Source organism: Acidisoma sp. (assembly GCF_965199065.1).
In the GTDB taxonomy this organism is placed as follows: Bacteria; Pseudomonadota; Alphaproteobacteria; order Acetobacterales; family Acetobacteraceae; genus Acidisoma.
The window spans coordinates 387,393-407,256 of record NZ_CBDAQN010000001.1 but is presented as its reverse complement, the minus strand read 5'-3'; the positions used below and the strand labels follow the sequence as shown (position 1 = coordinate 407,256).

The window sequence follows — 19,864 nt, the reverse complement described above, 5'->3', positions numbered from 1 at the left end:
GGTATGCTTGAGGTGACCGGCCTCCAGGCCTGGTACAGCGAAAGCCATGTCCTGCACGGGCTCGACTTCAACGTCGGCGAAGGCGAGGTGGTCACGCTGCTCGGCCGCAACGGCGCCGGCAAGACGACGACGCTCAAATCAATCATGGGGCTCGTGCCGCGCCGCGAGGGCAGCATCACGTTTCGCGGCCGTGAACTCATCAACGCGAGGCCCGATGTGATCGGCCGGCAAGGTATCGGCTTCTGTCCCGAGGAGCGCGGCATCTTCGCCGGCCTCAGCGTCACCGAGAATTTGCTGCTGCCGCCCGTGGTGGCTCCCGGCGGCCTCACGCTCGACGAAATCCACACCCTTTTCCCGAACCTCAAGGAGCGGTCGAAAAGTCCGGGAACCAAGCTCTCCGGCGGCGAGCAACAGATGCTCGCCATTGCCCGCATCCTGCGAACCGGCGCCCGGCTCCTGCTGCTCGACGAGCCGACCGAGGGGCTCGCCCCGGTCATCGTGCAGCAGATCGGCCTCATGATCGCCGAGATCAAGCGGCGCGGCTTTACCGTGCTGCTGGTCGAGCAGAACTTCCGGTTCGTCTCGCGCCTCGCCGACCGTCATTACGTGGTGGAGCAAGGGCGGATTGTCGACATGATACCGAGTGCCGCACTGGAAGCGCGGTCGGGCGAACTGCAGAAACGCCTCGGGGTTTGAGCGCGAAGCCGGCAAGGCCAAAACGGCCATAACAAAGGGGACGGACGATGACGAACACAGGACCCATTACGAGGCAAATGACAAGAAGGGCGACGCTCGGCACGGCCCTCGCGGGCACCGCCGCGCTATGGCCCGGCCTGCGCGCCCGCGCCGCCGGCAGCAAGACGCTGACCATCGGGGTCTGCAGCGACTTCTCGGGAGTCTACAGCGACATCGGCGGCAAGACCTCGGTCGCCTGCGTGCATCAGGCAATCGAGGATTTCGGCGCCGCTGCCAAGGGCTATGATATCCGCGTCATCCAGGGCGACCATCAGAACAAGCCGGATGTCGGCGCGGGGCTGGCCCGGCAGTGGTTCGACAATGGCGTCGACATGCTCATCGACGTGCCGAACTCGGCCGTCGGCCTCGCCATCGCGAGCGTCGCCGCCGAGAAGAACAAGACCTACATCAACTCGAACTCGGCCAGTTCCCTCCTCACCGGCAAGCGCTGCAACGCCCAAACCGTCCACTGGACCTACGACACTTATATGTTGTCGCACTCGACGGGCGGCGCCATGGTCGCCAACGGCGGCAAGAGCTGGTTCTTCATCACCGCCAACTATGCCTTCGGCCAGTTGCTGCGCGACCAGACTTCCGCCGTCGTCAAGGCGGCGGGCGGCACCGTCGTCGGCGACGTGGCCTACCCCTTCCCGCAAACGACCGACTTCTCCTCGTTCCTGCTGCAGGCGCAGTCCTCTGGCGCGCAGGTGCTCGGCCTCGCCAACGCGGGCAAGGACACCGTCAACTCCATCAAGCAGGCGCACCAGTTCGGCATTACCCAGAGCGGCATGAAGATCGCCGGGCTGCTGATCTACATCAACGATGTGCACGGCATGGGGCTGGAGATCGCCGAGGGCCTCGTGCTGACCGAGAGCTTCTACTGGAACATGAACGACCATACCCGCGCCTTCACCAAGCGGGTGCTGCCGAAGACGCCGACCAACTACCCTTCCATGGCGCAGGCGGGCTGCTACAGCGGCACGCTGCATTTCCTCAAGGCGGTCGACGTTATCGGCGTGCCGGCGGCGGCGAGCGGCGCGAGCGTGGTCGCGCAGATGAAGAGAATGCCGACCAGCGACGATGCCTTCGGCCAATGCTACATCCGCGAGGATGGGCGGTTCATGTGCCCCTCCTTCCTGTTCCGGGTGAAGAAGCCGGGCGAGAGCTCCATCCCCTGGGACTACTACGACCTGTTGCACACGACGCCGGCAGTTCAGACCTTCGCGCCGGTCGCGACCGAAGGCTGCCCCCTCGTGAAGGCCTGAACGGCATGGTGATGATCTTCGGCAAGCCCCTGCCGCTGCTCTTCGGGCAGCTCCTGCTGGGGATCATCAACGGCTCCTTCTACGCCATGCTGTCGATGGGGCTGGCGATCATCTTCGGGCTCCTCCGGATCATCAACTTCGCCCATGGCGCGATGTTCATGGTGGGCGCCTTCGTGACCTGGGCGCTATTTACCTATGCCGGGATCGGCTACTGGGGCGCCCTCGTCTGCGCGCCCCTGATCGTCGGCATCTTCGGCATCGTGCTGGAGCGCTTCGTCATCCGGCGCATCTACAAGCTCGACATCCTCTATGGCCTGCTGCTGACCTTCGGCATCGCGCTGTTGCTGGAGGGCCTGGCGACCAACTACTTCGGCGTCTCGGGGGTGAGCTACGATCCGCCGGCGGGCCTCCAGCGTGTGGTCAACCTCGGCTTCATGTATCTCCCGGTCTATCGCGGCTTCGTCGTCTTCGCCGCGATCATCGTCTGCGGCGGCACCTGGTTCGTCATCGAGAAGACCCGGCTCGGGGCACTGCTGCGTGCCGCGACCGAGAACCCCGCCCTTGTGCAGGCTTTCGGCGTCAACGTGCCGCGCCTCATCGCACTGACGTTCGGCGGCGGCGTGGCGCTCGCGGCCCTCGCGGGCGTCCTCGCCGCACCGCTCTACTCGGTGAACCCGGGCATGGGGTCCGACCTCATCGACACCGTCTTCGCCGTCGTCGTGATCGGCGGCATGGGCTCGATCGGCGGCGCCATCCTGACCGGCTTCGGCCTCGGCATCATCGAGGGCTTCACCGATGTCTTCTATCCACCGGGCTCGGCGGTCGTTGTTTTCGTCGTCATGGCGATCGTGCTCATCGCCCGCCCGGCTGGCCTCTTCGGCAAGATCGCCTGAATGTTCGGTCTGTCGCGCGCCCAATCCGCCGGCTTCGTCATCCTCGTGCTGGTGGTGATCGCGGCCCCGTTCCTCCTCTACCCGATCGTGGTCATGGAGGTGATGTGCTACGCGCTCTTCGCCATGGGCACGAACCTGCTCATGGGGTCGGTGGGGCTGCTATCCCTCGGCCAGGCCGCATATTTCGGCCTTGGCGGCTACGTCGCAGGCTACCTGGTGCAGACGACCGGCCTCACGCCCGAGATCGGCATCGTCGCCGGCGGCCTCGCGGGCGCACTGCTCGGCGCGGCCTTCGGCTGGCTGGCGATCCGGCGGCAGGACATCTACTTCGCGATGATAACGCTCGCCTTGGCCCAGATCGTCTACTTCGCGGCGGTGCAGGCCACCGGCTTCACCGGCGGCGAGAACGGCATCCAGGGCATCCCGCGCGGCGCCCTGTTCGGGCACCTGCCCCTCGCCAAAGACCGGGCGATGTATGCGCTGGTCGCGGTCATCTTCCTCGCCGGCGTTCTCTTCATCCACCGCATCGTCCACTCGCCGTTCGGGCAGGTGGTCAAGGCCGTACGGGACAACGAGCCGCGGACGATCTCCCTCGGCTACCGCAGCGAGACCTACAAGCAGATCATCTTCGTGCTGGCAGCCCTGCTGGCGGGCGTCGCCGGCGCCACCAAGGCCATGGTCATGGGGATCGTGACACTGTCCGACGTTGGCGCGAGCACCTCGGGCCTCGTCGTGCTCATGGTCCTGCTGGGCGGGATCGGCACGATCTTCGGGCCGATCGTCGGCGCCCTCATCGTCGTCGCCATGCAGTATTATCTGGCGCCGTTCGGCGCCTGGGTCGTGGTGATCCAGGGCGCGATCTTCGTCGTCTGCGTCCTGGTCTTCCGCCGCGGCATTGTCGGCGAGCTGGCCTATCGCCTGAAGGCGCCGCTCTAGGCGGTCGGGCCGCCGGCCTCGCCACCAACACCCCGAACTCCGTTTGCCAATGCGGAATGCCGGGCATCGCGGTGTCAGATCAACCTTCGGTTGCCGGTTCGACAACCTTCGCTCAGGCATATTCGAAAGCGAAATGTCCTTGACCTTTGTATCTCGAGTGTGAAACCGTCGGCAGATCAACCAAAACTAATCCATGATCAGGCTCGCGCGGCGTCAACAGCATTCGGAGCCTCCGCTTGGCGCATGTCCGCATACGAATTGGCCTGATCGGATGCGGCGTCATCGCTCAGGTCATGCACATGCATTTCCTGTCGGAGCTGCGGGACCGCTTCGAGATGGTGGCTCTTTGCGACCTCTCGGCGGAGGTCGGCGTCGCATGCGGCCGCCGCTACGGGGTGCCGGTCGTCCTTCAGGATTGGCGGGCACTGATCGCCGCGGATGTCGACGCGGTGATGATCCTCACCTCCGGCAGCCACGCCGAGATGGCGGTTGCGGCGGCTCACGCCGGCAAGCATGTGTTCGTCGAGAAGCCGCTGTGTTTCTCACGGAGCGAAGGGCTGACCATGATCGCGGCCGAGAAGGCGAGCGGCGTTGTCATGTTCGTCGGCTACAACAAGCGTTATGATCCGGCATTCGAGGCGCTGCAGGAGCGCGTGCGCGGGCTAGACGATCTGCGGCTGGTCCGCGTCACGACCTTCGAGTCTCCCTTCGAACCCTACGTCGCGCATCTCCCGCTGGAGACCGGAGCCCCGCCTGAGCCGGCCGTTCTCGCCGCTTTGCGCGCGGATACCGAGTTGCGGCTGCAATCGGCCGTCGGTGATGACAAGACCTCGCAGCGCATATACCACGCCATGCTGCTCGACAGCCTTGTGCACGAGTTGAACGGTCTCCGCGCGTTGCTCGGCGAACCCGATCGCGTCGAATTCGCGGACCTCGGAAAGCACGGTGCCAATATCGCCCTGCGCTTCGGCGAGACCCGCGCCGTCATCAACTGGATCGACCTGCCCGGGATCGCCCGCTACGAAATGGAATTCGCGTTTTTCGCGCCCGGGCGGCGGCTGAGCCTTGCCTTTCCCTCGCCCTATCTGCGAAACGCGCCCGCCCTGCTGACGGAAGAGAGCGGCACGATGGGCTCGGCGCAATCCAGAAGCATCAGCGAGACGCTGTCATTTCATGCGGGCTTCAAGGAGCAACTTGTCCACTTTCATGATGGCATGACCAAGGGCGTCAAGCCGCGCACGACGGTCGCCGATGCGCTGCATGACGTGGCGCTCTGCCGCTCGATCCTTCTGGCGCACCGCCACCGTTCGCCGGTCGCCGAGCCCAGCAGCTACAGCGAGGTGGCCTGATGGCGTGCAGCACCGGAGCGTCTAGCGTCGCTCCGGGTGAATTGAGGGCGGCGCGGAACCCATGGCGCCTTGCCAAGGTGGCTCGCCGATCAAGGCAGGCCGCCTGCCCCGCCTCATTGTAAGGTTATCGCGAAAGGCTGAACGACCTTGTCGCGCTGCAGGCGTGGCAGGAAGCGGCTCCAGTGTTAGTATCAACGTCATCCGGGTGCTTATACTGATATCGCTCCCGACCGGGCGGTCGCGAACGCTTTGAACCGGCTGCCCTCGGCAAAACGGAACTTTGATCGCCGTTGCTGGGAAACAACCGGCGGAGTGCCCCCATAGGATCGTCCATGAGCAGCTTCACCACCGTTCAGCTTTCCGACCGGCAGATCGCGCTGATCGCCCGCGCGCTCGCGGAACCGCGCCGCTACCAGATTCTCAAGGAAATCGGCCGCTCGCCAGATCCGACACCCTGCAGCTGCCTGCAACAGATGCATGAGGTGAGCCCGGCGACGATATCGCACCACATGAAGGAATTGGAGAACGCCGGGCTCATCGAAATCGTCCGTGAGGGCAAGTTCGCCAAGCTCATCCTCCAGCGCGCCGTGCTCGCGGCCTATCTGGAGCGCCTCTCCGAAATCTAGTGAGCTGCCAGTCGCCGCACGCTGGCCCACCGCTCCGTCTCCTCTTGCGTTAATTCGATGATTGTCTAATTGTCTTACCATCACAACAGAGGAGCTCACAGATGGGCAAGCTTGACGGAAAAGTGGCGCTGGTCACCGGCGCCTCGAAGGGTATTGGGGCCGCGATCGCCACCGCTCTCGCAGCCGAGGGTGCGTCGGTCGCCGTGAACTACGCGTCCAGCAAGGAAGGCGGGGACAAGGTCGTGGCCGCCATCACCGCAGCCGGTGGGCGCGCTGTGGCGGTCGGGGGAAGCGTGGCGCAGTCCGCCGATGTGACCCGCATCGTCGATGAGACGGTCAAGGCCTTCGGCAAGATCGACATTCTGGTCAACAACGCCGGCGTCTATGCGATGGGTCCGCTCGAAGAGGTGACGGAGGCGGAGTTCCACCGCCAGTTCAACACCAACGTGCTCGGACTGATCCTCACGACACAGGCAGCTGTGAAGCACTTCCCGCCCGCTGGCGGTAGCGTGATCAACGTCAGCTCGCTGATCACCCGCATCACCGTGCCCGGCAGCGTGATCTATGGCGCGACCAAAGGCGCCGTCGACGTGATCACCCCGACGCTTGCGAAGGAGCTCGGGTCCCGGAAGATCCGCGTGAACTCTATCAACCCGGGGATGGTGGAGACAGAAGGTACGGCCGGCTTCATGGGAAGCGACTTCGCCAATGAGGCTGTCGCACAGACCCCGCTCGGGCGTATGGGCCAGCCTCGCGACATCGCCACTGTTGCCGTGTTCCTGGCCTCCGACGACGCCGGATGGATCAGCGGCGAGACGATCCTCGCTGCCGGCGGCGCGCGCTGAGGGATGATTGGCCGGCCGCCCTTCAGGAGGGGCGGTCAGTCATGCAGCGCGAAGGAACTCCCGGCGCCATCTGAATGATAAACCCAGACGCGGCCGACCCGCGTCTGGCGCACCGTGTAGCCGAAGACATCGTGCGCCAGGGTGTGAGGGGCGCCGTTCAACACGCGGTCGACAGCCTCGACCGTCTCCCCGATCAACGATGTCTCGGCAACGGCGCGCGGAATGTGCCCGGCGCAGATCGCATGGACGGGAGCGTCGAGCGCCGCCAGCTTAGCCGCCGAGGCTCGCAGGTCGGGCAGCGATGATTCGTCATAATGGGCGTAGAGCGCGCCTTCCATGATCGTGTCGCCCGTGAACAGCACGCCGTAACGCTCGTCGAAGAGGCAGATGCCGTCCGGGCTGTGGCCGGGCGTGTCGATCACCCGCAGTGCGCGGTCGCCAAGGCCGATCTCGTCGCCCTCGCGCAGCAGCGCCGTTGCCGGAACCCGCCCGGGTAGCCATGCCTCCGGGTCGAAGTCCGGCGGAAAATCACGCACCTCGGTTTCGGGCGAGAGGGCGAAAGCATCCGGGTCCGCCGCCACGCGCGCACGGGCGCCTGCAACGATCGCCGGGAAAGCTTTGAGGTAGCGTCGCAACAGGTCACGGGGAGCGGCGCGTTCCAGAAGCGGGCCACCACGAACGCCTGCCAGGCGCTCGGCAAAGTCCGCGTTCCCGCCGACGTGATCGAAGTGGTAGTGGGTGTTCACCACGGTTATCGGACGATCGGTCAGCCGGGCAACCACCGGCGCGATGGGCACAATGCCTGTGCCGCTGTCGACCAGGATGGCGCGGTCCGAACCCGCATAGAGCCAGTTCACCACATGGCCGGGTTCGGCGATCATCCAGAGGTCGCGCGTGACCCGCCGCACCACGAACCAGTCTCTCATCACCTCCGCGCTCCCCCCGATCGATCCGAAGAAGTCTGATTTCTTTTGCCGGAAAGAACCAGGGGGCGCCGCGGTTTCAGACCGTCAGCCGATCCACATTCGCTGCCACCTGACTATGGAGCGGCGCCATCGCCGCTTCCTGTGCCTGCACTGTCAGCATGCCCATGGCGGCGACGTTGGCCGCGGCTCGCTCGAACCAGCCCACCATCCAGGCGCGCTGTGCGGCGGCGAGAGCCCCGGGCGTCGTGCAGCCGGCCAACGAGATCGTCGCCTGCGCGGCGGCCTGCATCTCGTCCGAGGCGAGGCGCGTGAATGCGCGCGCGACATGGTCCGTCTGCTGGCGCAACACCGCGCCCACGGCAGAGAACGCGTCGATTTTCTCCGGCACCATGCGGGCGAACTCGGCGTGGTCGGCCTCGGCGGGGTTGAGCGCGCCCGCGACGCCGAGCGCCACGCGTTTGGCGACGACTTGGCTGGCGGCAAGTGCGAGGTCACCGCTCCGGCTGGCGTTGAGGGTGGCGGCTGCGAGCACGCCGCCGATGCTGGCAGGAGAAGTGGTTTCAACGTTCATAGGAAAGCTCCGATCACCGGTTAACGTCGTGACATGCACCAGACATGGAAGTTCGTGTCGGGCTGTTGGGAATTCGTGCATCAGGCGGCTTACCAACAACGGCCATCCGCGTGGCGCGCCGTATTCGAGGAAGACGCAATCGGCAAAACGCCAGTGCCAGCCACGCAAGGTGGCGGCGATATCGTCGCGCCCGATGCCCCACGGCATCACAGGTAGCCGGTAATGCGGCGTCTGCTGAAAGCCGATGACCGTCAGGCGGGAGAACCAGGGCGGCACCACATCGAAGACCAGTTCCACGCCGGGGAAGCGCTCGGCGATGCCGGCAAGCAGGCGGCGGACGCTTGCGGGGTCCAGATACATCAGCAGGCCCTGCGCCACGACGAACAGGCCCGATGTGTCGTCGACCTCGTCCATCCAGCCGGCGTCGAGCGCGCTGGCGGCGACATGGCGGAAACGGCCGGTGGGCGCGATGAACCGTTCGCGAAGCCGGATCGCCTCGGGCAGATCGACGGAGAGCCAGCGCATGCGTCCGTTGTCGACCCGCTGAGCCTGGGTCTCGAGCCCTTCACCCAAGGACACGACAAGCCCGTCGGGGTGCGTTTCGAGCCAGAGGCGGACCGCACGGTCGATCGCTGCGGCGCGCACGGCGAGGGAACCGCCGGGATCGCCGAAGTGGCGCGCGAAGTCGTACTGCATGGCAGCATGGATGGTCAGGCTATGGGGGTCGATCAGGATAGCGTCGTCCCGGCGGGCCTCGCAGGCGCGGTTGTGCAGCGACCAGAGCATGGTCTCGGGCACCCCGGCGAGGCCGGGCGCGATGCGCGGCTCGCTCGCGGCGACGGCGGCGGGCGCCTGTGCGGCGTCAGCTGGCTGCAATGATTTTGCTTTCGGTGGGTCGGGCCCGCTCCGGACCACGGCTATCTCGTGCTACCGGACTCCAGACGAACGCGCCAGACTCGGAAACTACGCAGTGCTACCGCAGCCTGGAGCGGAACAGGCGCAGCGCGCAGTCATACCCAAAGCGGGCCAGTTCCGGATCGTGGCGCGGCCCCTCGTCCCGCATAAAGGCGTGCGCCGCATTGACCTCATGCCACTCGAAATCAACGCTCGCCGCCTCCAGCCGCTCCCGGATCATCACCCGGCCCTCCGGCGGCACGTGCGGGTCCTGCCGCCCGAACACCATCAGCAGCGCGCCCTTGATCTCGCCCGCCCGGTCGAGGCTGCCGTCAGCGCCTCCGGCACCGAGGCTGTGGGTATGCAGGTCGGTCGCGTAGAAGCAGGCGGTCGCCTTCACGTCCGGCTGCAAGGCGGCACGGAACGCGAGATGCCCGCCGAGGCAGATGCCGAACGCACCCAGATCGCCGGTCGAGGCCGGATGATCCCGCAGATAGTCCAGCGCCGCCCGGCAGTCGGCGTCGTACGATGGCACCGGCTTCTCGAACTTCAGCGTGTTGCCGCGCGCCGTACCCTCGGTGTCATAGGCGAGCACCGTGCCGGGCGGCTCATACTCGTGATAGACCTCGGGCACGCCGACGAGGAAACCGTGGCCCGCGAGGAACGCCGCGGTGCGGCGGATAGGCGCCGTCACCTGGTAGATCTCTGAATAGAGCAGGATCGCCGGGAATTGCCCTGCCACTGCCGGCCGCAGCAGGTGCAGCCGCATGACGCCCTGGCCCATGGGCAGATCCGCGAAACCATCCGCTTCCAGCCGCATCGTCTGCTCCCTCGCGAAAGCGCTCCCGGTTATCATCTCAGCCGCAATCATCCCAGCCGCGTTGGGGCGATGGTTCCTCTGCCGCGCCGTTCTTGCTAAGCCCGCGCCCCATGACCCCCTCCGAAGACATCGCGAGCGAGATCGCCCGCAGGCGCACCTTCGCCATCATCTCCCACCCCGACGCCGGCAAGACCACGCTCACCGAGCGCCTGCTGCGTGCCGGCGGCGCCATCCAGCTTGCCGGCAACGTCCGCGCCAAGGGCGAGCGCCGCCGCACGCGCTCCGACTGGATGGGCATCGAACGCGACCGCGGCATCTCCGTCGTCACCTCGGTCATGACCTTCGAATACGGCGGCTGCGTCTTCAACCTGCTCGACACGCCGGGCCACGAGGACTTCTCCGAGGACACCTACCGCACGCTGACGGCCGTCGATTCAGCCGTCATGGTCATCGACGCCGCCAAGGGCATCGAGGAGCGGACCCGCAAGCTCTTCGAGATCTGCCGGCTGCGGGACATCCCCATCATCACCTTCATCAACAAGATGGACCGCGAGGCCCGCGACCCCTTCGACCTGCTGGACGAAGTGGCGAGCACGCTGGCGCTCGACACCGCCCCGGTAACCTGGCCGGTCGGCCGCGCCGCAGAGTTCGCCGGCACCTACGACCTGCGCACGCGGGACTTCCACCTGACGGCGCCGCTCGGCCAATCGGACCCGCGGATGATCCAGCTCGGGGAGGAGATCGACCTCGTCCGCGCTGCCCTCCCTGAGTTCGAGGTCGAGGGCTTCATGGCCGGCCACCTGACGCCCACTTTCTTCGGCAGCGCCATAAAGGATATCGGCGTCTCGGACCTGCTGGACGCGCTGGCGTCATTCGGGCCGAAGCCACGCGCGCAGCCCGCCGACACCCGCATCGTGCAGGCGACGGAGCCCGACCTCACTGCCCTCGTCTTCAAGATCCAGGCGAACATGGACCCGAACCACCGCGACCGGATCGCCTTCGCGCGGGTCTGCTCGGGGAAGCTCGTGCGCGGCATGCGGCTGAAACAGGTGCGGACGGGGAAGCTCATTCCCCTCCACGCGCCGCAGTTCTTCTTCGCCCGCGACCGCGCGCTCGCCGAGGAAGCCTTCGCCGGCGATGTGGTCGGCATCCCCAACCACGGCACGCTTCGCATCGGCGACACGTTAACCTCCGACGAGACGCTGAACTTCGTCGGCGTTCCGTATTTTGCTCCGGAAATCCTCCGCCGCGTGCATTTGAACGACGCCATGAAGGCGAAGAAGCTTCGCACCGCGCTGCAGGAACTGGCGGAGGAAGGCGTCGTGCAGCTGTTCCGCCCGCAGGACGGCGCCCCACCCATCGTGGGGGTCGTCGGCACCCTGCAGCTCGACGTGCTGGCGGCGCGGCTCGCGGGGGAATACGGCACCCAGATCACCTTCGAGCAGACGCCCTATTCGCTGGCCCGCTGGGTCTCAGGCGACAAGACGGCACTCGCCAGCTTCATCGCCACCCAACGCAGCGCCATGGCCGACGACGTGGACGGCGATCCGGTGTTTCTCGCCAGCTCCGCCTTCATGATGCGCCGTGCCGTGGAGGGTCATGCGAGCCTGCACTTCCGCGACATCAAGGACGTGCGCCCCGAAGCGGCATAAGGCTGTTCTTTTTACAAAAAAGAACCAAAAAACTTTCATTCCGTTAGGGTCAGCTGCGACGCTCTAGCCGCGCGAAGATCACGCAGGTGAGGCCGAAGTTGACGGCAGCCACAACAGTCAACGCTGCAAGCGTTCCGGCCACGCCATAAAGGTTCAGAAGCACCGCACCGATCGAGGGGGCCGCAGCCTGCGCTATGAGGCTTGGCATGGCCAGCCGTCCCATCGTCGCCGCATATCCCGGGCCTGCGAACAGGACAAGCGGGAGCGTGCCCCGCGCGATCGACTCAAGCCCGATGCCGGCTCCGTAAAGGATCAGGGGCATGGCGAGGAGCGGCAGCGAAGCCCATAAGGTCGCAACGCCAACCGCTACCAGCAAAGTGGCCACAAGCTTGGTCCAGATCGGGTGATGGTATCGCGCGATGACGAATTCGATCGATCGAGCGCCAACCTGAGATGGCCCCACGAGCGCGCCGAGTGCCACCGCAGCCGCAAGGCTCACGCCCCGCGATTGCAGGATCGTGAGCAGGTGGACCGAGAGAAGCGTCGAAATCATTGCGCTCAGCGTTATGGCAGTCGCGACAAGGACGAACAGCAAGCGTCTCCCGACGACACCAGAGGCGGCTGTGTCTTTCGACGACGCCACGGTGACGGCGCTGTTCGGTTCACTCTCGGCTTCGCGCGGCAGCGTCGCGTAATAGAGAGGCAGCAATATCGTTAAGTGGAAGCCCGCATAAGCCAGACAGGTGCCGCGCCAGCCAAGATGGATCACGAGGAACGCGGAGACCGGCCAGCAAACGGTGCTGGCGAACCCGCCAAAAAGCGTCAGCGTGGTAATAGCCGACCGAGCCGTTTCACCATAGAGACGTCCGAGCGTCGCAAAGGCCGGATCATAGAGCCCCGCTCCCATGCCCGTCCCGATCAGGCTCCACGCGGCGAAGTAGACGGGGATGGAAGGCGCCAGCGCCAGCAGGCAAAGCCCGGCAGCGAGCAACACCGTGCTGGCCATGAGCACAGGGCGGCCGCCACGCTTGCCGATGGTTCGGCCCATCCAGGGCGACACCAGCCCAGCCACAAGCAGCCCAAGGGAGAGCCCGCCGATGACCCACGGTAGCGGCCAGCCGGTGCCAGCGACGATGGGTTGAGCGAGCACCGCGGGAAGATAGTAAGACGATCCCCAGGCAAATATCTGCCCGATGCCCAGCCCGCTGATGACAATGCCCCGGCTGCGCATCCGGTTAATCCGGGCCATCTCGCCTGCTAGGCGAGGCCCCGTTCATCGATGATGCGTCGTTCCTCGCCGCTGATGCGGATAAGAGCGAGGATGTAGCGCGAAGTGCCGCAGGCCGTGCTGCGATAGATCGTTGCGATCACGCAGTGGCCTTGCAGCACGCCATGGGCGCCTCCGCAACGTCGCCGGCACCGTGATAAACTTGTGCGTCAGCCATCGTATGATAGGCCTCCCATGCGACGCCGCTCGGGTCTTCCACCCAGGATTTCTCGGAACGGGCATAACAGCAGGTCGTCTCGCCGTCGCTGTGCGTCGAGATGTTCGCCTGCGACATCCGCTCACGCAGCGTCGCCAGTTCCTCCTCGTCATCGACCTGGATGCCCATGTGATCGACACCGGTTCTCTCGGCGCGGGTTGAGATCGCAAAGTTGACGCGGGGATCGTCAAGCATCCACTTGGCGTAGTCAGACTTCAGCTTGACTGGTTCGGCGCCAAAAAGGGCGCTGTAGAAACGCACACTGTCGGAGAGATCTTTGACCCCGACGTGAACATGAAGGCGCTTCATGCCCGTTGTCCTTCTTTGCCGTCGATGAGAGTGGATGAATCGCACGTGCCGGCACCGCAGCCCGCAGCATCGCCCTGACAGCAGTTCTCGGTCAGGTAGCCGAGCAGCGCGTTCATGGCGTCATACTCCGCCATATAGATCAGCGAGCGTCCTTCCCGCCGAAACTTAATGAGACCGGCCTGCTTAAGCTGGTTCAGGTGAAAGGACAGTGTGGCAGAGGGCAGGCCAAGCCGTTCTCCGACTTGACCGGCCGGGAGCCCGTTCCCGCCCGCCTGCACCAGGAGGCGGAACACATCGAGCCGCGACTCCTGGGCCAGAGCAGCCAGAGCGGCGATGGCGTCCTGCTTTTCCATAATTCTAGAAATATGGAAGTGAGGTGGCGTTGTCAATGCGTCGGCTGATCGCGCCACGTTGTGCTTTACCCGTCGAGAACGCTCGTCTTAAATCGTTCGCATACAAACGATCCGGAGAGGCCGATGACCCGTCGCTTGGCTGGAATCGATGTCGGCGGCACCTTCACCGACGTGCTCTTCCACGACGAGGGCGCCCCCTCCGGCCGCGTGCGCTTCGCCAAGGTCCCGACCACGACGGCCAATCAGGCCGAAGGCGTGCTCGCCGGCATCCGCGCCGCCGGCACCACCCCGGCCGACCTCGACCTCATCATCCACGGCACCACCGTCACCACCAATGCGGTGCTCGAGCGGAAGGTCGCCCGCGTCGGCCTCATCACCACGGCGGGGTTCCGGGATACGCTGGAGATCGGCCGCCGCACACGCCCCAACCCCTATGGAATGTTCGGCGTCTTCGAGCCCCTCATCCCGCGCGACCTCCGCATCGAGGTGCCGGAACGGATGGATGCCTCCGGTGCCGTCGTGACTTCACTCGATGAAGGCGCCGTTCGTGCCGCTGCTATTCAGTTGCGGGATGCGGGATGCGAGGCGCTCGTCATCCATTTCCTCCACGCCTACGCGAACCCGGCGCATGAACTGGCGGCGGGCCGCATCGCCGCAGACATCTGGCCGAACGGCTACATCACCCTTGGCCATGCGCTGCTGTCCGAATACCGCGAGTATGAGCGCGGAACGACCGCCTCGGTGAACGCCGCCGTGCAGCCGGTGCTGGACCGCTACCTCGAGCGTCTGACCGAGGGGTTGCGGCAGGAGGGCTTCGCCCACGACCTGCTGGTGATGAACGGCAACGGCGGCACCATCGCCGCTGAGCTCGCCGCCCGGAATGCAGCGAAGACGGTCATGTCCGGGCCTGCCTCAGGCGTCATCGCCGCCGCCGCGACCCTGGCGCAATCCGGGGTCGGCGACGCCGTGACCTACGACATGGGCGGCACATCGAGCGATGTGGCGCTCATCAGCGGCGGCCTTCCGGAAGTCTCGGCCGAACTCACCATCGACTACGGGCTGCCGATCCATGTGCCGATGGTCGATGTGCGGACAATCGGCGCCGGCGGCGGCTCCATCGCCTGGCTCGACGCGGCCGGCATGTTGCGCGTGGGACCGCAGAGTGCCGGCTCGACCCCCGGCCCCATCTGCTACGGGCGCGGCGGACGGCTGCCGACCATCACCGACGCCAACCTCATCCTCGGCCGCATCGACCCGGCGAAGCTCTCCATCACCCGCGAGCGCGTGACGGTCGACGAGGTGCGCGCCATCTTCGAGGAGGTGCTCGCAACGCCGCTCGGCCTCTCCGTCGACGACGCCGCTGCCGCCGTCATCGCACTCGGCAACGTGCACATGGCGGGCGCGATCCGCATGGTGTCGCTGTCGCGAGGACGGGACCCGCGCGCGCTCACCCTCTTCGCGTTTGGGGGCGCCGGGCCGCTGCACGCCGTCGCGCTCGCCGCCGACCTCGGCATCCCCGAGGTGCTCATCCCTGCCCGCCCCGGCCTCACCAACGCGCTCGGTTGTCTCGTCGCCGATCTGCGGCAGGACTTCGTCAACACGCTGAACCAGCCGCTCGACAATCTCGACATGGCCGAGGTCCATCGTGTGCTGGCGGAGCAGGTGGCGCGCGGCATCGCCATCAACGCCGCTCAGCAAAACGAGATCGAGCGGACGGAGATCGTTCACTCGGCGGACATGCAGTTCCGCGGCCAGACACATCTCATCCGGGTCGCGATCCCAGACCCGCGCATCACCCGGGAGGCGCTGCAGGCGCTTTTCGAGGAGGCCTACTTCGCCCGCTTCCAGATCCGGATGCCGGAGATCCGCGCCACGCTGGTGAACCTCAACACCTCCGTCACCGGCAGACGCGCGTCTTTCTCCGTCGCCTCGCTGCTCGACCCGGCCGCCCGCGCCGACAGCCTGGAGAGCGCGCGGACGGGCACGCGGCCAGTGTTCGCCATGGGTCAAGCGGGAGGCGGCGCGTGGGTTGATTGTCCGATCTACGACCGCGATGCCGTGCCGCTCGGCGCCCGGTTTGTAGGACCGGCCATCCTCGAGCAGCAGGACACGACGACCTTCATCGAACCCGGCGCCGCCGTTCGCGTGGATGAGGTCGGCAATTTACGGGTAGCGACCGCGCGCGCCTCTTTGCCTAGGGCTCATGGAAGCACGGATCCGTTGGCACTCGCGGTCATCGAGGCGGCGCTCCAGCAGGTCTGCAACGAGATGGATCTCGCCTTCTCGCGGGCGGCCTTCTCGCCGGTCATCGCCGAAGCCGACGACCGGTCGGATGGCATTTACGATGCCGAAACAGGTGCCTTGATCGCGCAAGGCGAGCTTGGCCTACCGGTATTCGTCGGGGTCATGCAGTATTCCACCGGCGAGATCATCCGCCTCATCCGTGAAGGCGCCGTGGCCGCGCCCGAGCCCGGCGACATCTACATCGTCAACGACCCATACCTTGGCGGCACGCATCTGATGGATGTGCGTTTTGCCATGCCGTTCTTCCATGAGGGCCGCCTGCTCTGCTGGCTGCAGAATACAGGCCATTGGCCGGATACGGGCGGCATGACGCCAGGCGGGTTCTCGGCTCATGCAACGGAGGTCGAGCAGGAGGGCCTCCGCCTCCCGCCCGTGAAACTGTTCAAGCGTGGGGAGATGGACCGCGAGATCCTCTCGATCATCAGTTCGAACATTCGGGTGGCCGATCAACGCATCGGCGACATCCGCGCCCAGGTCTCGGCACTCAAGATCGGCGAGCGGCGGTTGCGTGATGTGCTTGTTCGTTATGGTATGGACACGGTTACAGAGGTGATCGCGGAGATGAAGAGCCGCGCCGCGAACCTCATGCGCGCCAAGCTCGTGGGCGTTCCCGACGGCGTCTATGACAGCGAGGCCTTCGTCGATTCTGATGGCGTCGTCAACGAGCCGCTGCGGATCGCGTTGACGATGACCAAGGCGGAGGGCGCGCTGACTTTCGATTTCAGCCGGTCGAGCGCGCCCTGCCGGGGCCCGATGAACTCGGTGTTCGCGACGACGCTCTCCTCCGTCTATCTGGCGGTGCGGCATGTGTTTCCGGATGTGCCGCTGAATGCGGGCGCCTTTGCCCCGCTGCATGTGCCGCGGCCCGAGGGCACGTTCCTCGACGCGCGCTATCCGCGCCCGGTCTCGGGTTGCGCGGCCGAGGTCTCCCAACGGATTGCGGAGTCCGTTTTCCTGGCGCTGGTCCAGGCGATTCCCGAACTGGTCACCGCGGCGCCCGCGGGCTCATCCGGCAATTTCGCGCTCGGCGGCTTCGACCCGAAGACCGGCCGGGGCTACGTGATGTATCAAATCTCCGGCGGCGGCTATGGCGGCAACGCCCTGCATGACGGGCTGACGAATGGCTGCTCCACCATCGGCATCTCGAAGACCGCGCCGGTCGAGGTCATGGAGCAGTACTTCCCGGTGCTCTTCCGCCGCTTCGCCCTACGCGAGGGGTCAGGCGGTGCCGGGCTGCACCGAGGCGGTTTCGGCGTGCATTACGAGGTCGAAATCTTCCGCGGTGAGGCGATGGCGAGCTTCGTGATGGATCATGGCCGCTTCGGGCCGCCCGGCGTGCTCGGCGGCGGCGATGGCGCGCGCAATATCGTGCGGGTGCATCGCGGCGGCGGGGTCTATACGCCCGAGCACCTGTCGAAGGACCAGAACATCCGCGTCGTGGCGGGCGACCGGGTGGAGGTGATGACGCCCGGCGGCGGCGGCTATGGCGACCCGCGCCGGCGCCCAGCGACATTGATCGCGCGGGACGTGACGCGCGGCTACTACACGGAGGCCGAGGCGAAGGCGCTTTGGCCTGACGCCTGAGCGTCATTCGCCCCAGGTCGCGAACATGCCGATGGCCGCCAGCGCCATCACGGCCGTCGCCAGCCACCCCAGCGCCTTCAGCACCGGGCCCAGAACGAAATCACCCATGACGTCTCGCCGCGCCGCCATCAGCACGGTCATCACCATGATCGGGACGGCGACCACGCCGTTGACGACAGCACTCCATACCAGGGCCTTCACCGGGTTGAGGGGCGTGAAGTTCAGCACCACGCCCACCACCGTCGCCACGGCGATGGTGCCGTAGAAGGCGCGCGCCTTGAGCGGCTGTCGGGCAAGGCCGATCGGCCAGCCCCGAGCCTCGCCCACGGCGTAGGCTGCCGAGCCCGCCAGTACCGGCACCGTGAGCAGACCCGTGCCGATGATCCCCAGCGCGAAGACCGTGAAGGCGAACGGTCCAGCCAATGGCCGCAAGGCCTCGGCGGCCTGGGACGAGGTCTGGATGTTGGTGATCCCGTGAGCGTGCAGCGTCGCCGCCGTCGTCCAGACGATGAACAAAGCCACGACGTTAGACAGGCCCATGCCGACATAGGTGTCGATCCTGATCCGCCGCAGTTCCCGGGGCGCCGCCGATGGCTCGTCAAGCAAGGAGGCGCTGTCCGCCCGCTCGTTCATATCCTCGACCTCCTCGCCCGCCTGCCAGAAGAAGAGGTAGGGGCTGATCGTCGTGCCGAAGACGGCAACGACCACCGTCAGGTAGTCAGCCCGCAGCGATATGTGCGGCACCAGGAGATGGACGAAGACGCTGCCCCAGGGCACGCCGACCACGAAGACGGTCGCGACATAGGCGAACAGCGACAGCGTCAGCCATTTGAGCACCGAGACATAGCGCGCGTAGCGAAGGAAGACTTCGAGCACGAGCGAGAGCAGACCGAAACCCGCGACGTAGAGCAGCAGCGGCCCCGCCACCAGCAGCTTCAGCGCCGCGCCCATGGCGCCGAGGTCGGCACCGATGTTGATGGTGTTGGCGACAACGAGCAGCCCGACCATCGTGTTCAGCAGCCAGCCCGGGTAATGCCGCCGGAGATTCCCGGCGAGACCACGGCCGGTCACCCGCCCGATCTCGGCGCTGATCTGCTGGATCGCGCACATCAGCGGATAGGTCAGCACCAGCGTCCAGCCGAGCGCGTAACCGAATTGCGCGCCCGCCTGGGAGTAGGTCGCGATGCCGCTCGGATCGTCATCGGACGCCCCGGTGATCAACCCCGGCCCCATGACGGCGAGCATTTTCGGCCGTTCAGGCTGCTTCGGCACCTCGCCCGGCAGAAGGACCGCGGGGTTTTTGTCGGTCATGAAATACTGCCCTCTGGCGCCGTCGCGAGTTCGCCTACCCTAGACGGTTAATGCGCGCCGCGCTTCGGACGTCATCAACTTGCAACAAGCACCTGCACCCGCTGGCCGGCCGCACGTGACACACCGAACTCGATCGCTTGTCCAAGCTCGTCCTGGTTCACACTCTCCTTGACCAGGACCGGCACATCGGCCCGCTGGCGGAGCAGAACCGCCTCCTCGGGAGTGGGCATCCGCGTCCAGATCCGCGTGCTGCGCCGGGTATAATCGGCAACCCCGAAGGTGAGCAGAGCGGCGGTGATCGAGTTCGTCTCCCGGAACGCCGCGTCGATGCCCCGGAACCGTGCCGCCGGCAGATGGGAGGTCACGATACTCACCGGCAAGCCGTCGGCCCGGCGCAGGATCTCGAGCACCACGACCGGCGTGCCCTCCGGCAACCCCAGCGCTTCCGCCACCTCGACCGTGGCGGAGCTTTCCCGCGCCGCCAGAAGCTCGCCATCGGCCATCATGCTTTGGCGGGACAGTATCTCGCTGAACCGCGTCCGCGGACCGATGGGATACTCCACCAGCGGCGCAGGGCGGACGAAGGTGCCGCGCCCGTGCTGGACGCTGACCAAACCGGCGGTCGAGAGCGCGCCTATCGCCTGGCGCAACGTATGCCGGTTGACGCCAAAGCGTTCGGCGAGCGCCGTCTCGGTCGGCAGACGCGCGCCGGGCTCGAAACCGCCGGAACCGATCTCGGCGGCGAGCACTTCGGCGATCCTCTGCCAAATGACGACGCGGGCTGAACGCATAGCCTCTCCTACGATCGGGCCCGATGTGCCGAATTCGAGGTTCGCACACCTTTGCAGCGGCTAAGCCAACCCGATCGCAAAAACAACAGCCTCGTCCAGACGCACCGCTGAACCTGGGCCGCCGCCAGGGAGGAGAGAGACTCCGATGGTCGGAGACGATCAAGCCGCTTTATCCGCTTCCTTGCCCTTCTGCCAGTTGCAGAGGCACGGTTCGTC

17 protein-coding genes and 1 pseudogene are annotated in these 19,864 nt (G+C 66.1%); 9 read left to right on the top strand and 9 right to left on the bottom strand.

Features of this window, described 5'->3' with window-relative positions:
* Window positions 1-3 precede the first annotated feature (3 nt).
* From ACOEQ1_RS01925 to ACOEQ1_RS01895, 7 genes are all read left to right on the top strand, one after another.
* Entirely contained in the window at window positions 4-696 is a 693-nt protein-coding gene (locus tag ACOEQ1_RS01925; RefSeq protein ID WP_419757544.1) for an ABC transporter ATP-binding protein, read from the top strand.
* A 77-nt stretch (window positions 697-773) separates the two neighbouring features.
* On the top strand, window positions 774-2,000 hold the full coding sequence (locus ACOEQ1_RS01920; RefSeq protein WP_419757543.1) for an ABC transporter substrate-binding protein: 1,227 nt from the start codon (window positions 774-776) through the stop codon (window positions 1,998-2,000).
* A 5-nt stretch (window positions 2,001-2,005) separates the two neighbouring features.
* Window positions 2,006-2,893 (top strand): branched-chain amino acid ABC transporter permease, encoded by an 888-nt coding sequence (locus ACOEQ1_RS01915; RefSeq protein ID WP_419757542.1) that lies wholly within the window; start codon window positions 2,006-2,008, stop codon window positions 2,891-2,893.
* Window positions 2,894-3,829: a branched-chain amino acid ABC transporter permease gene (locus ACOEQ1_RS01910; RefSeq protein WP_419757541.1), complete on the top strand. Its 936-nt coding sequence runs from the start codon at window positions 2,894-2,896 to the stop codon at window positions 3,827-3,829.
* A gap of 236 nt (window positions 3,830-4,065) precedes the next feature.
* Window positions 4,066-5,178 (top strand): Gfo/Idh/MocA family protein, encoded by a 1,113-nt coding sequence (locus tag ACOEQ1_RS01905; RefSeq protein ID WP_419757540.1) that lies wholly within the window; start codon window positions 4,066-4,068, stop codon window positions 5,176-5,178.
* Window positions 5,179-5,510: 332 nt separating this feature from the next.
* The gene (locus ACOEQ1_RS01900) at window positions 5,511-5,804 is read left to right on the top strand and encodes an ArsR/SmtB family transcription factor (RefSeq protein ID WP_419757539.1); all 294 of its coding nucleotides are present in this window, start codon (window positions 5,511-5,513) and stop codon (window positions 5,802-5,804) included.
* Between the two features lie 101 nt (window positions 5,805-5,905).
* Window positions 5,906-6,649, top strand: coding sequence for an SDR family NAD(P)-dependent oxidoreductase (locus ACOEQ1_RS01895; protein WP_419757538.1), 744 nt, complete (start codon window positions 5,906-5,908; stop codon window positions 6,647-6,649).
* A 35-nt stretch (window positions 6,650-6,684) separates the two neighbouring features.
* On the opposite strand, the gene ACOEQ1_RS01890 is transcribed toward ACOEQ1_RS01895, so the two are convergent.
* The 3 genes from ACOEQ1_RS01890 to ACOEQ1_RS01880 all read right to left on the bottom strand — a co-directional run bounded on the left by ACOEQ1_RS01890 (window position 6,685) and on the right by ACOEQ1_RS01880 (window position 9,860).
* A complete protein-coding gene (locus ACOEQ1_RS01890; protein WP_419757537.1) occupies window positions 6,685-7,575 on the bottom strand; it encodes an MBL fold metallo-hydrolase in 891 nt (296 codons plus the stop codon).
* A 76-nt stretch (window positions 7,576-7,651) separates the two neighbouring features.
* Entirely contained in the window at window positions 7,652-9,022 is a 1,371-nt protein-coding gene (locus ACOEQ1_RS01885; protein WP_419757536.1) for a class I SAM-dependent methyltransferase, read from the bottom strand.
* 97 nt (window positions 9,023-9,119) lie between these two features.
* Entirely contained in the window at window positions 9,120-9,860 is a 741-nt protein-coding gene (locus tag ACOEQ1_RS01880) for a dienelactone hydrolase family protein (protein WP_419757535.1), read from the bottom strand.
* A gap of 110 nt (window positions 9,861-9,970) precedes the next feature.
* Between ACOEQ1_RS01880 and ACOEQ1_RS01875 the strand changes: the two genes are divergently transcribed.
* Window positions 9,971-11,512, top strand: a complete 1,542-nt coding sequence (locus tag ACOEQ1_RS01875) for a peptide chain release factor 3 (RefSeq protein ID WP_419757534.1) — start codon at window positions 9,971-9,973, stop codon at window positions 11,510-11,512.
* Window positions 11,513-11,561: 49 nt separating this feature from the next.
* On the opposite strand, the gene ACOEQ1_RS01870 is transcribed toward ACOEQ1_RS01875, so the two are convergent.
* From ACOEQ1_RS01870 to ACOEQ1_RS01855, 4 genes and pseudogenes are all read right to left on the bottom strand, one after another.
* Window positions 11,562-12,743: an MFS transporter gene (locus ACOEQ1_RS01870; RefSeq protein ID WP_419757533.1), complete on the bottom strand. Its 1,182-nt coding sequence runs from the start codon at window positions 12,741-12,743 to the stop codon at window positions 11,562-11,564.
* Between the two features lie 44 nt (window positions 12,744-12,787).
* A pseudogene (locus ACOEQ1_RS01865) lies at window positions 12,788-12,883 on the bottom strand (arsenate reductase); the annotation flags it as partial.
* A complete protein-coding gene (locus ACOEQ1_RS01860) occupies window positions 12,880-13,305 on the bottom strand; it encodes an ArsI/CadI family heavy metal resistance metalloenzyme (RefSeq protein ID WP_419757532.1) in 426 nt (141 codons plus the stop codon). The gene ACOEQ1_RS01860 and the pseudogene ACOEQ1_RS01865, both read right to left, overlap by 4 nt.
* On the bottom strand, window positions 13,302-13,658 hold the full coding sequence (locus tag ACOEQ1_RS01855; RefSeq protein ID WP_419757531.1) for an ArsR/SmtB family transcription factor: 357 nt from the start codon (window positions 13,656-13,658) through the stop codon (window positions 13,302-13,304). The genes ACOEQ1_RS01860 and ACOEQ1_RS01855 overlap by 4 nt, the downstream gene beginning before the upstream one ends.
* 123 nt (window positions 13,659-13,781) lie before the next feature.
* Between ACOEQ1_RS01855 and ACOEQ1_RS01850 the strand changes: the two genes are divergently transcribed.
* The gene (locus tag ACOEQ1_RS01850) at window positions 13,782-17,546 is read left to right on the top strand and encodes a hydantoinase B/oxoprolinase family protein (protein WP_419757530.1); all 3,765 of its coding nucleotides are present in this window, start codon (window positions 13,782-13,784) and stop codon (window positions 17,544-17,546) included.
* 3 nt (window positions 17,547-17,549) lie between these two features.
* Here ACOEQ1_RS01850 and ACOEQ1_RS01845 read toward each other — a convergent pair whose 3' ends face one another.
* Complete coding sequence (locus tag ACOEQ1_RS01845; RefSeq protein ID WP_419757529.1) at window positions 17,550-18,857, bottom strand: NRAMP family divalent metal transporter; 1,308 nt, start codon at window positions 18,855-18,857, stop codon at window positions 17,550-17,552.
* A gap of 74 nt (window positions 18,858-18,931) precedes the next feature.
* Window positions 18,932-19,648: a phosphonate metabolism transcriptional regulator PhnF gene (gene phnF / locus ACOEQ1_RS01840; protein WP_419757528.1), complete on the bottom strand. Its 717-nt coding sequence runs from the start codon at window positions 19,646-19,648 to the stop codon at window positions 18,932-18,934.
* Window positions 19,649-19,864: the final 216 nt, after the last annotated feature.

Excerpts from the sequence above, each read along its gene's own strand:
- ACOEQ1_RS01925 (WP_419757544.1), top strand. The coding sequence starts at position 4 with ATGCTTGAGGTGACCGGCCTCCAGGCCTGGTACAGCGAAAGCCATGTC.
- ACOEQ1_RS01920 (WP_419757543.1), top strand. The coding sequence starts at position 774 with ATGACAAGAAGGGCGACGCTCGGCACGGCCCTCGCGGGCACCGCCGCG.
- ACOEQ1_RS01915 (WP_419757542.1), top strand. The coding sequence starts at position 2,006 with ATGGTGATGATCTTCGGCAAGCCCCTGCCGCTGCTCTTCGGGCAGCTC.
- ACOEQ1_RS01910 (WP_419757541.1), top strand. The coding sequence starts at position 2,894 with ATGTTCGGTCTGTCGCGCGCCCAATCCGCCGGCTTCGTCATCCTCGTG.
- ACOEQ1_RS01900 (WP_419757539.1), top strand. The coding sequence starts at position 5,511 with ATGAGCAGCTTCACCACCGTTCAGCTTTCCGACCGGCAGATCGCGCTG.
- ACOEQ1_RS01895 (WP_419757538.1), top strand. The coding sequence starts at position 5,906 with ATGGGCAAGCTTGACGGAAAAGTGGCGCTGGTCACCGGCGCCTCGAAG.
- ACOEQ1_RS01890 (WP_419757537.1), bottom strand. The coding sequence starts at position 7,575 with ATGAGAGACTGGTTCGTGGTGCGGCGGGTCACGCGCGACCTCTGGATG.
- ACOEQ1_RS01880 (WP_419757535.1), bottom strand. The coding sequence starts at position 9,860 with ATGCGGCTGGAAGCGGATGGTTTCGCGGATCTGCCCATGGGCCAGGGC.
- ACOEQ1_RS01875 (WP_419757534.1), top strand. The coding sequence starts at position 9,971 with ATGACCCCCTCCGAAGACATCGCGAGCGAGATCGCCCGCAGGCGCACC.
- ACOEQ1_RS01870 (WP_419757533.1), bottom strand. The coding sequence starts at position 12,743 with ATGCGCAGCCGGGGCATTGTCATCAGCGGGCTGGGCATCGGGCAGATA.
- ACOEQ1_RS01860 (WP_419757532.1), bottom strand. The coding sequence starts at position 13,305 with ATGAAGCGCCTTCATGTTCACGTCGGGGTCAAAGATCTCTCCGACAGT.
- ACOEQ1_RS01855 (WP_419757531.1), bottom strand. The coding sequence starts at position 13,658 with ATGGAAAAGCAGGACGCCATCGCCGCTCTGGCTGCTCTGGCCCAGGAG.
- ACOEQ1_RS01850 (WP_419757530.1), top strand. The coding sequence starts at position 13,782 with ATGACCCGTCGCTTGGCTGGAATCGATGTCGGCGGCACCTTCACCGAC.
- ACOEQ1_RS01845 (WP_419757529.1), bottom strand. The coding sequence starts at position 18,857 with ATGACCGACAAAAACCCCGCGGTCCTTCTGCCGGGCGAGGTGCCGAAG.
- phnF (WP_419757528.1), bottom strand. The coding sequence starts at position 19,648 with ATGCGTTCAGCCCGCGTCGTCATTTGGCAGAGGATCGCCGAAGTGCTC.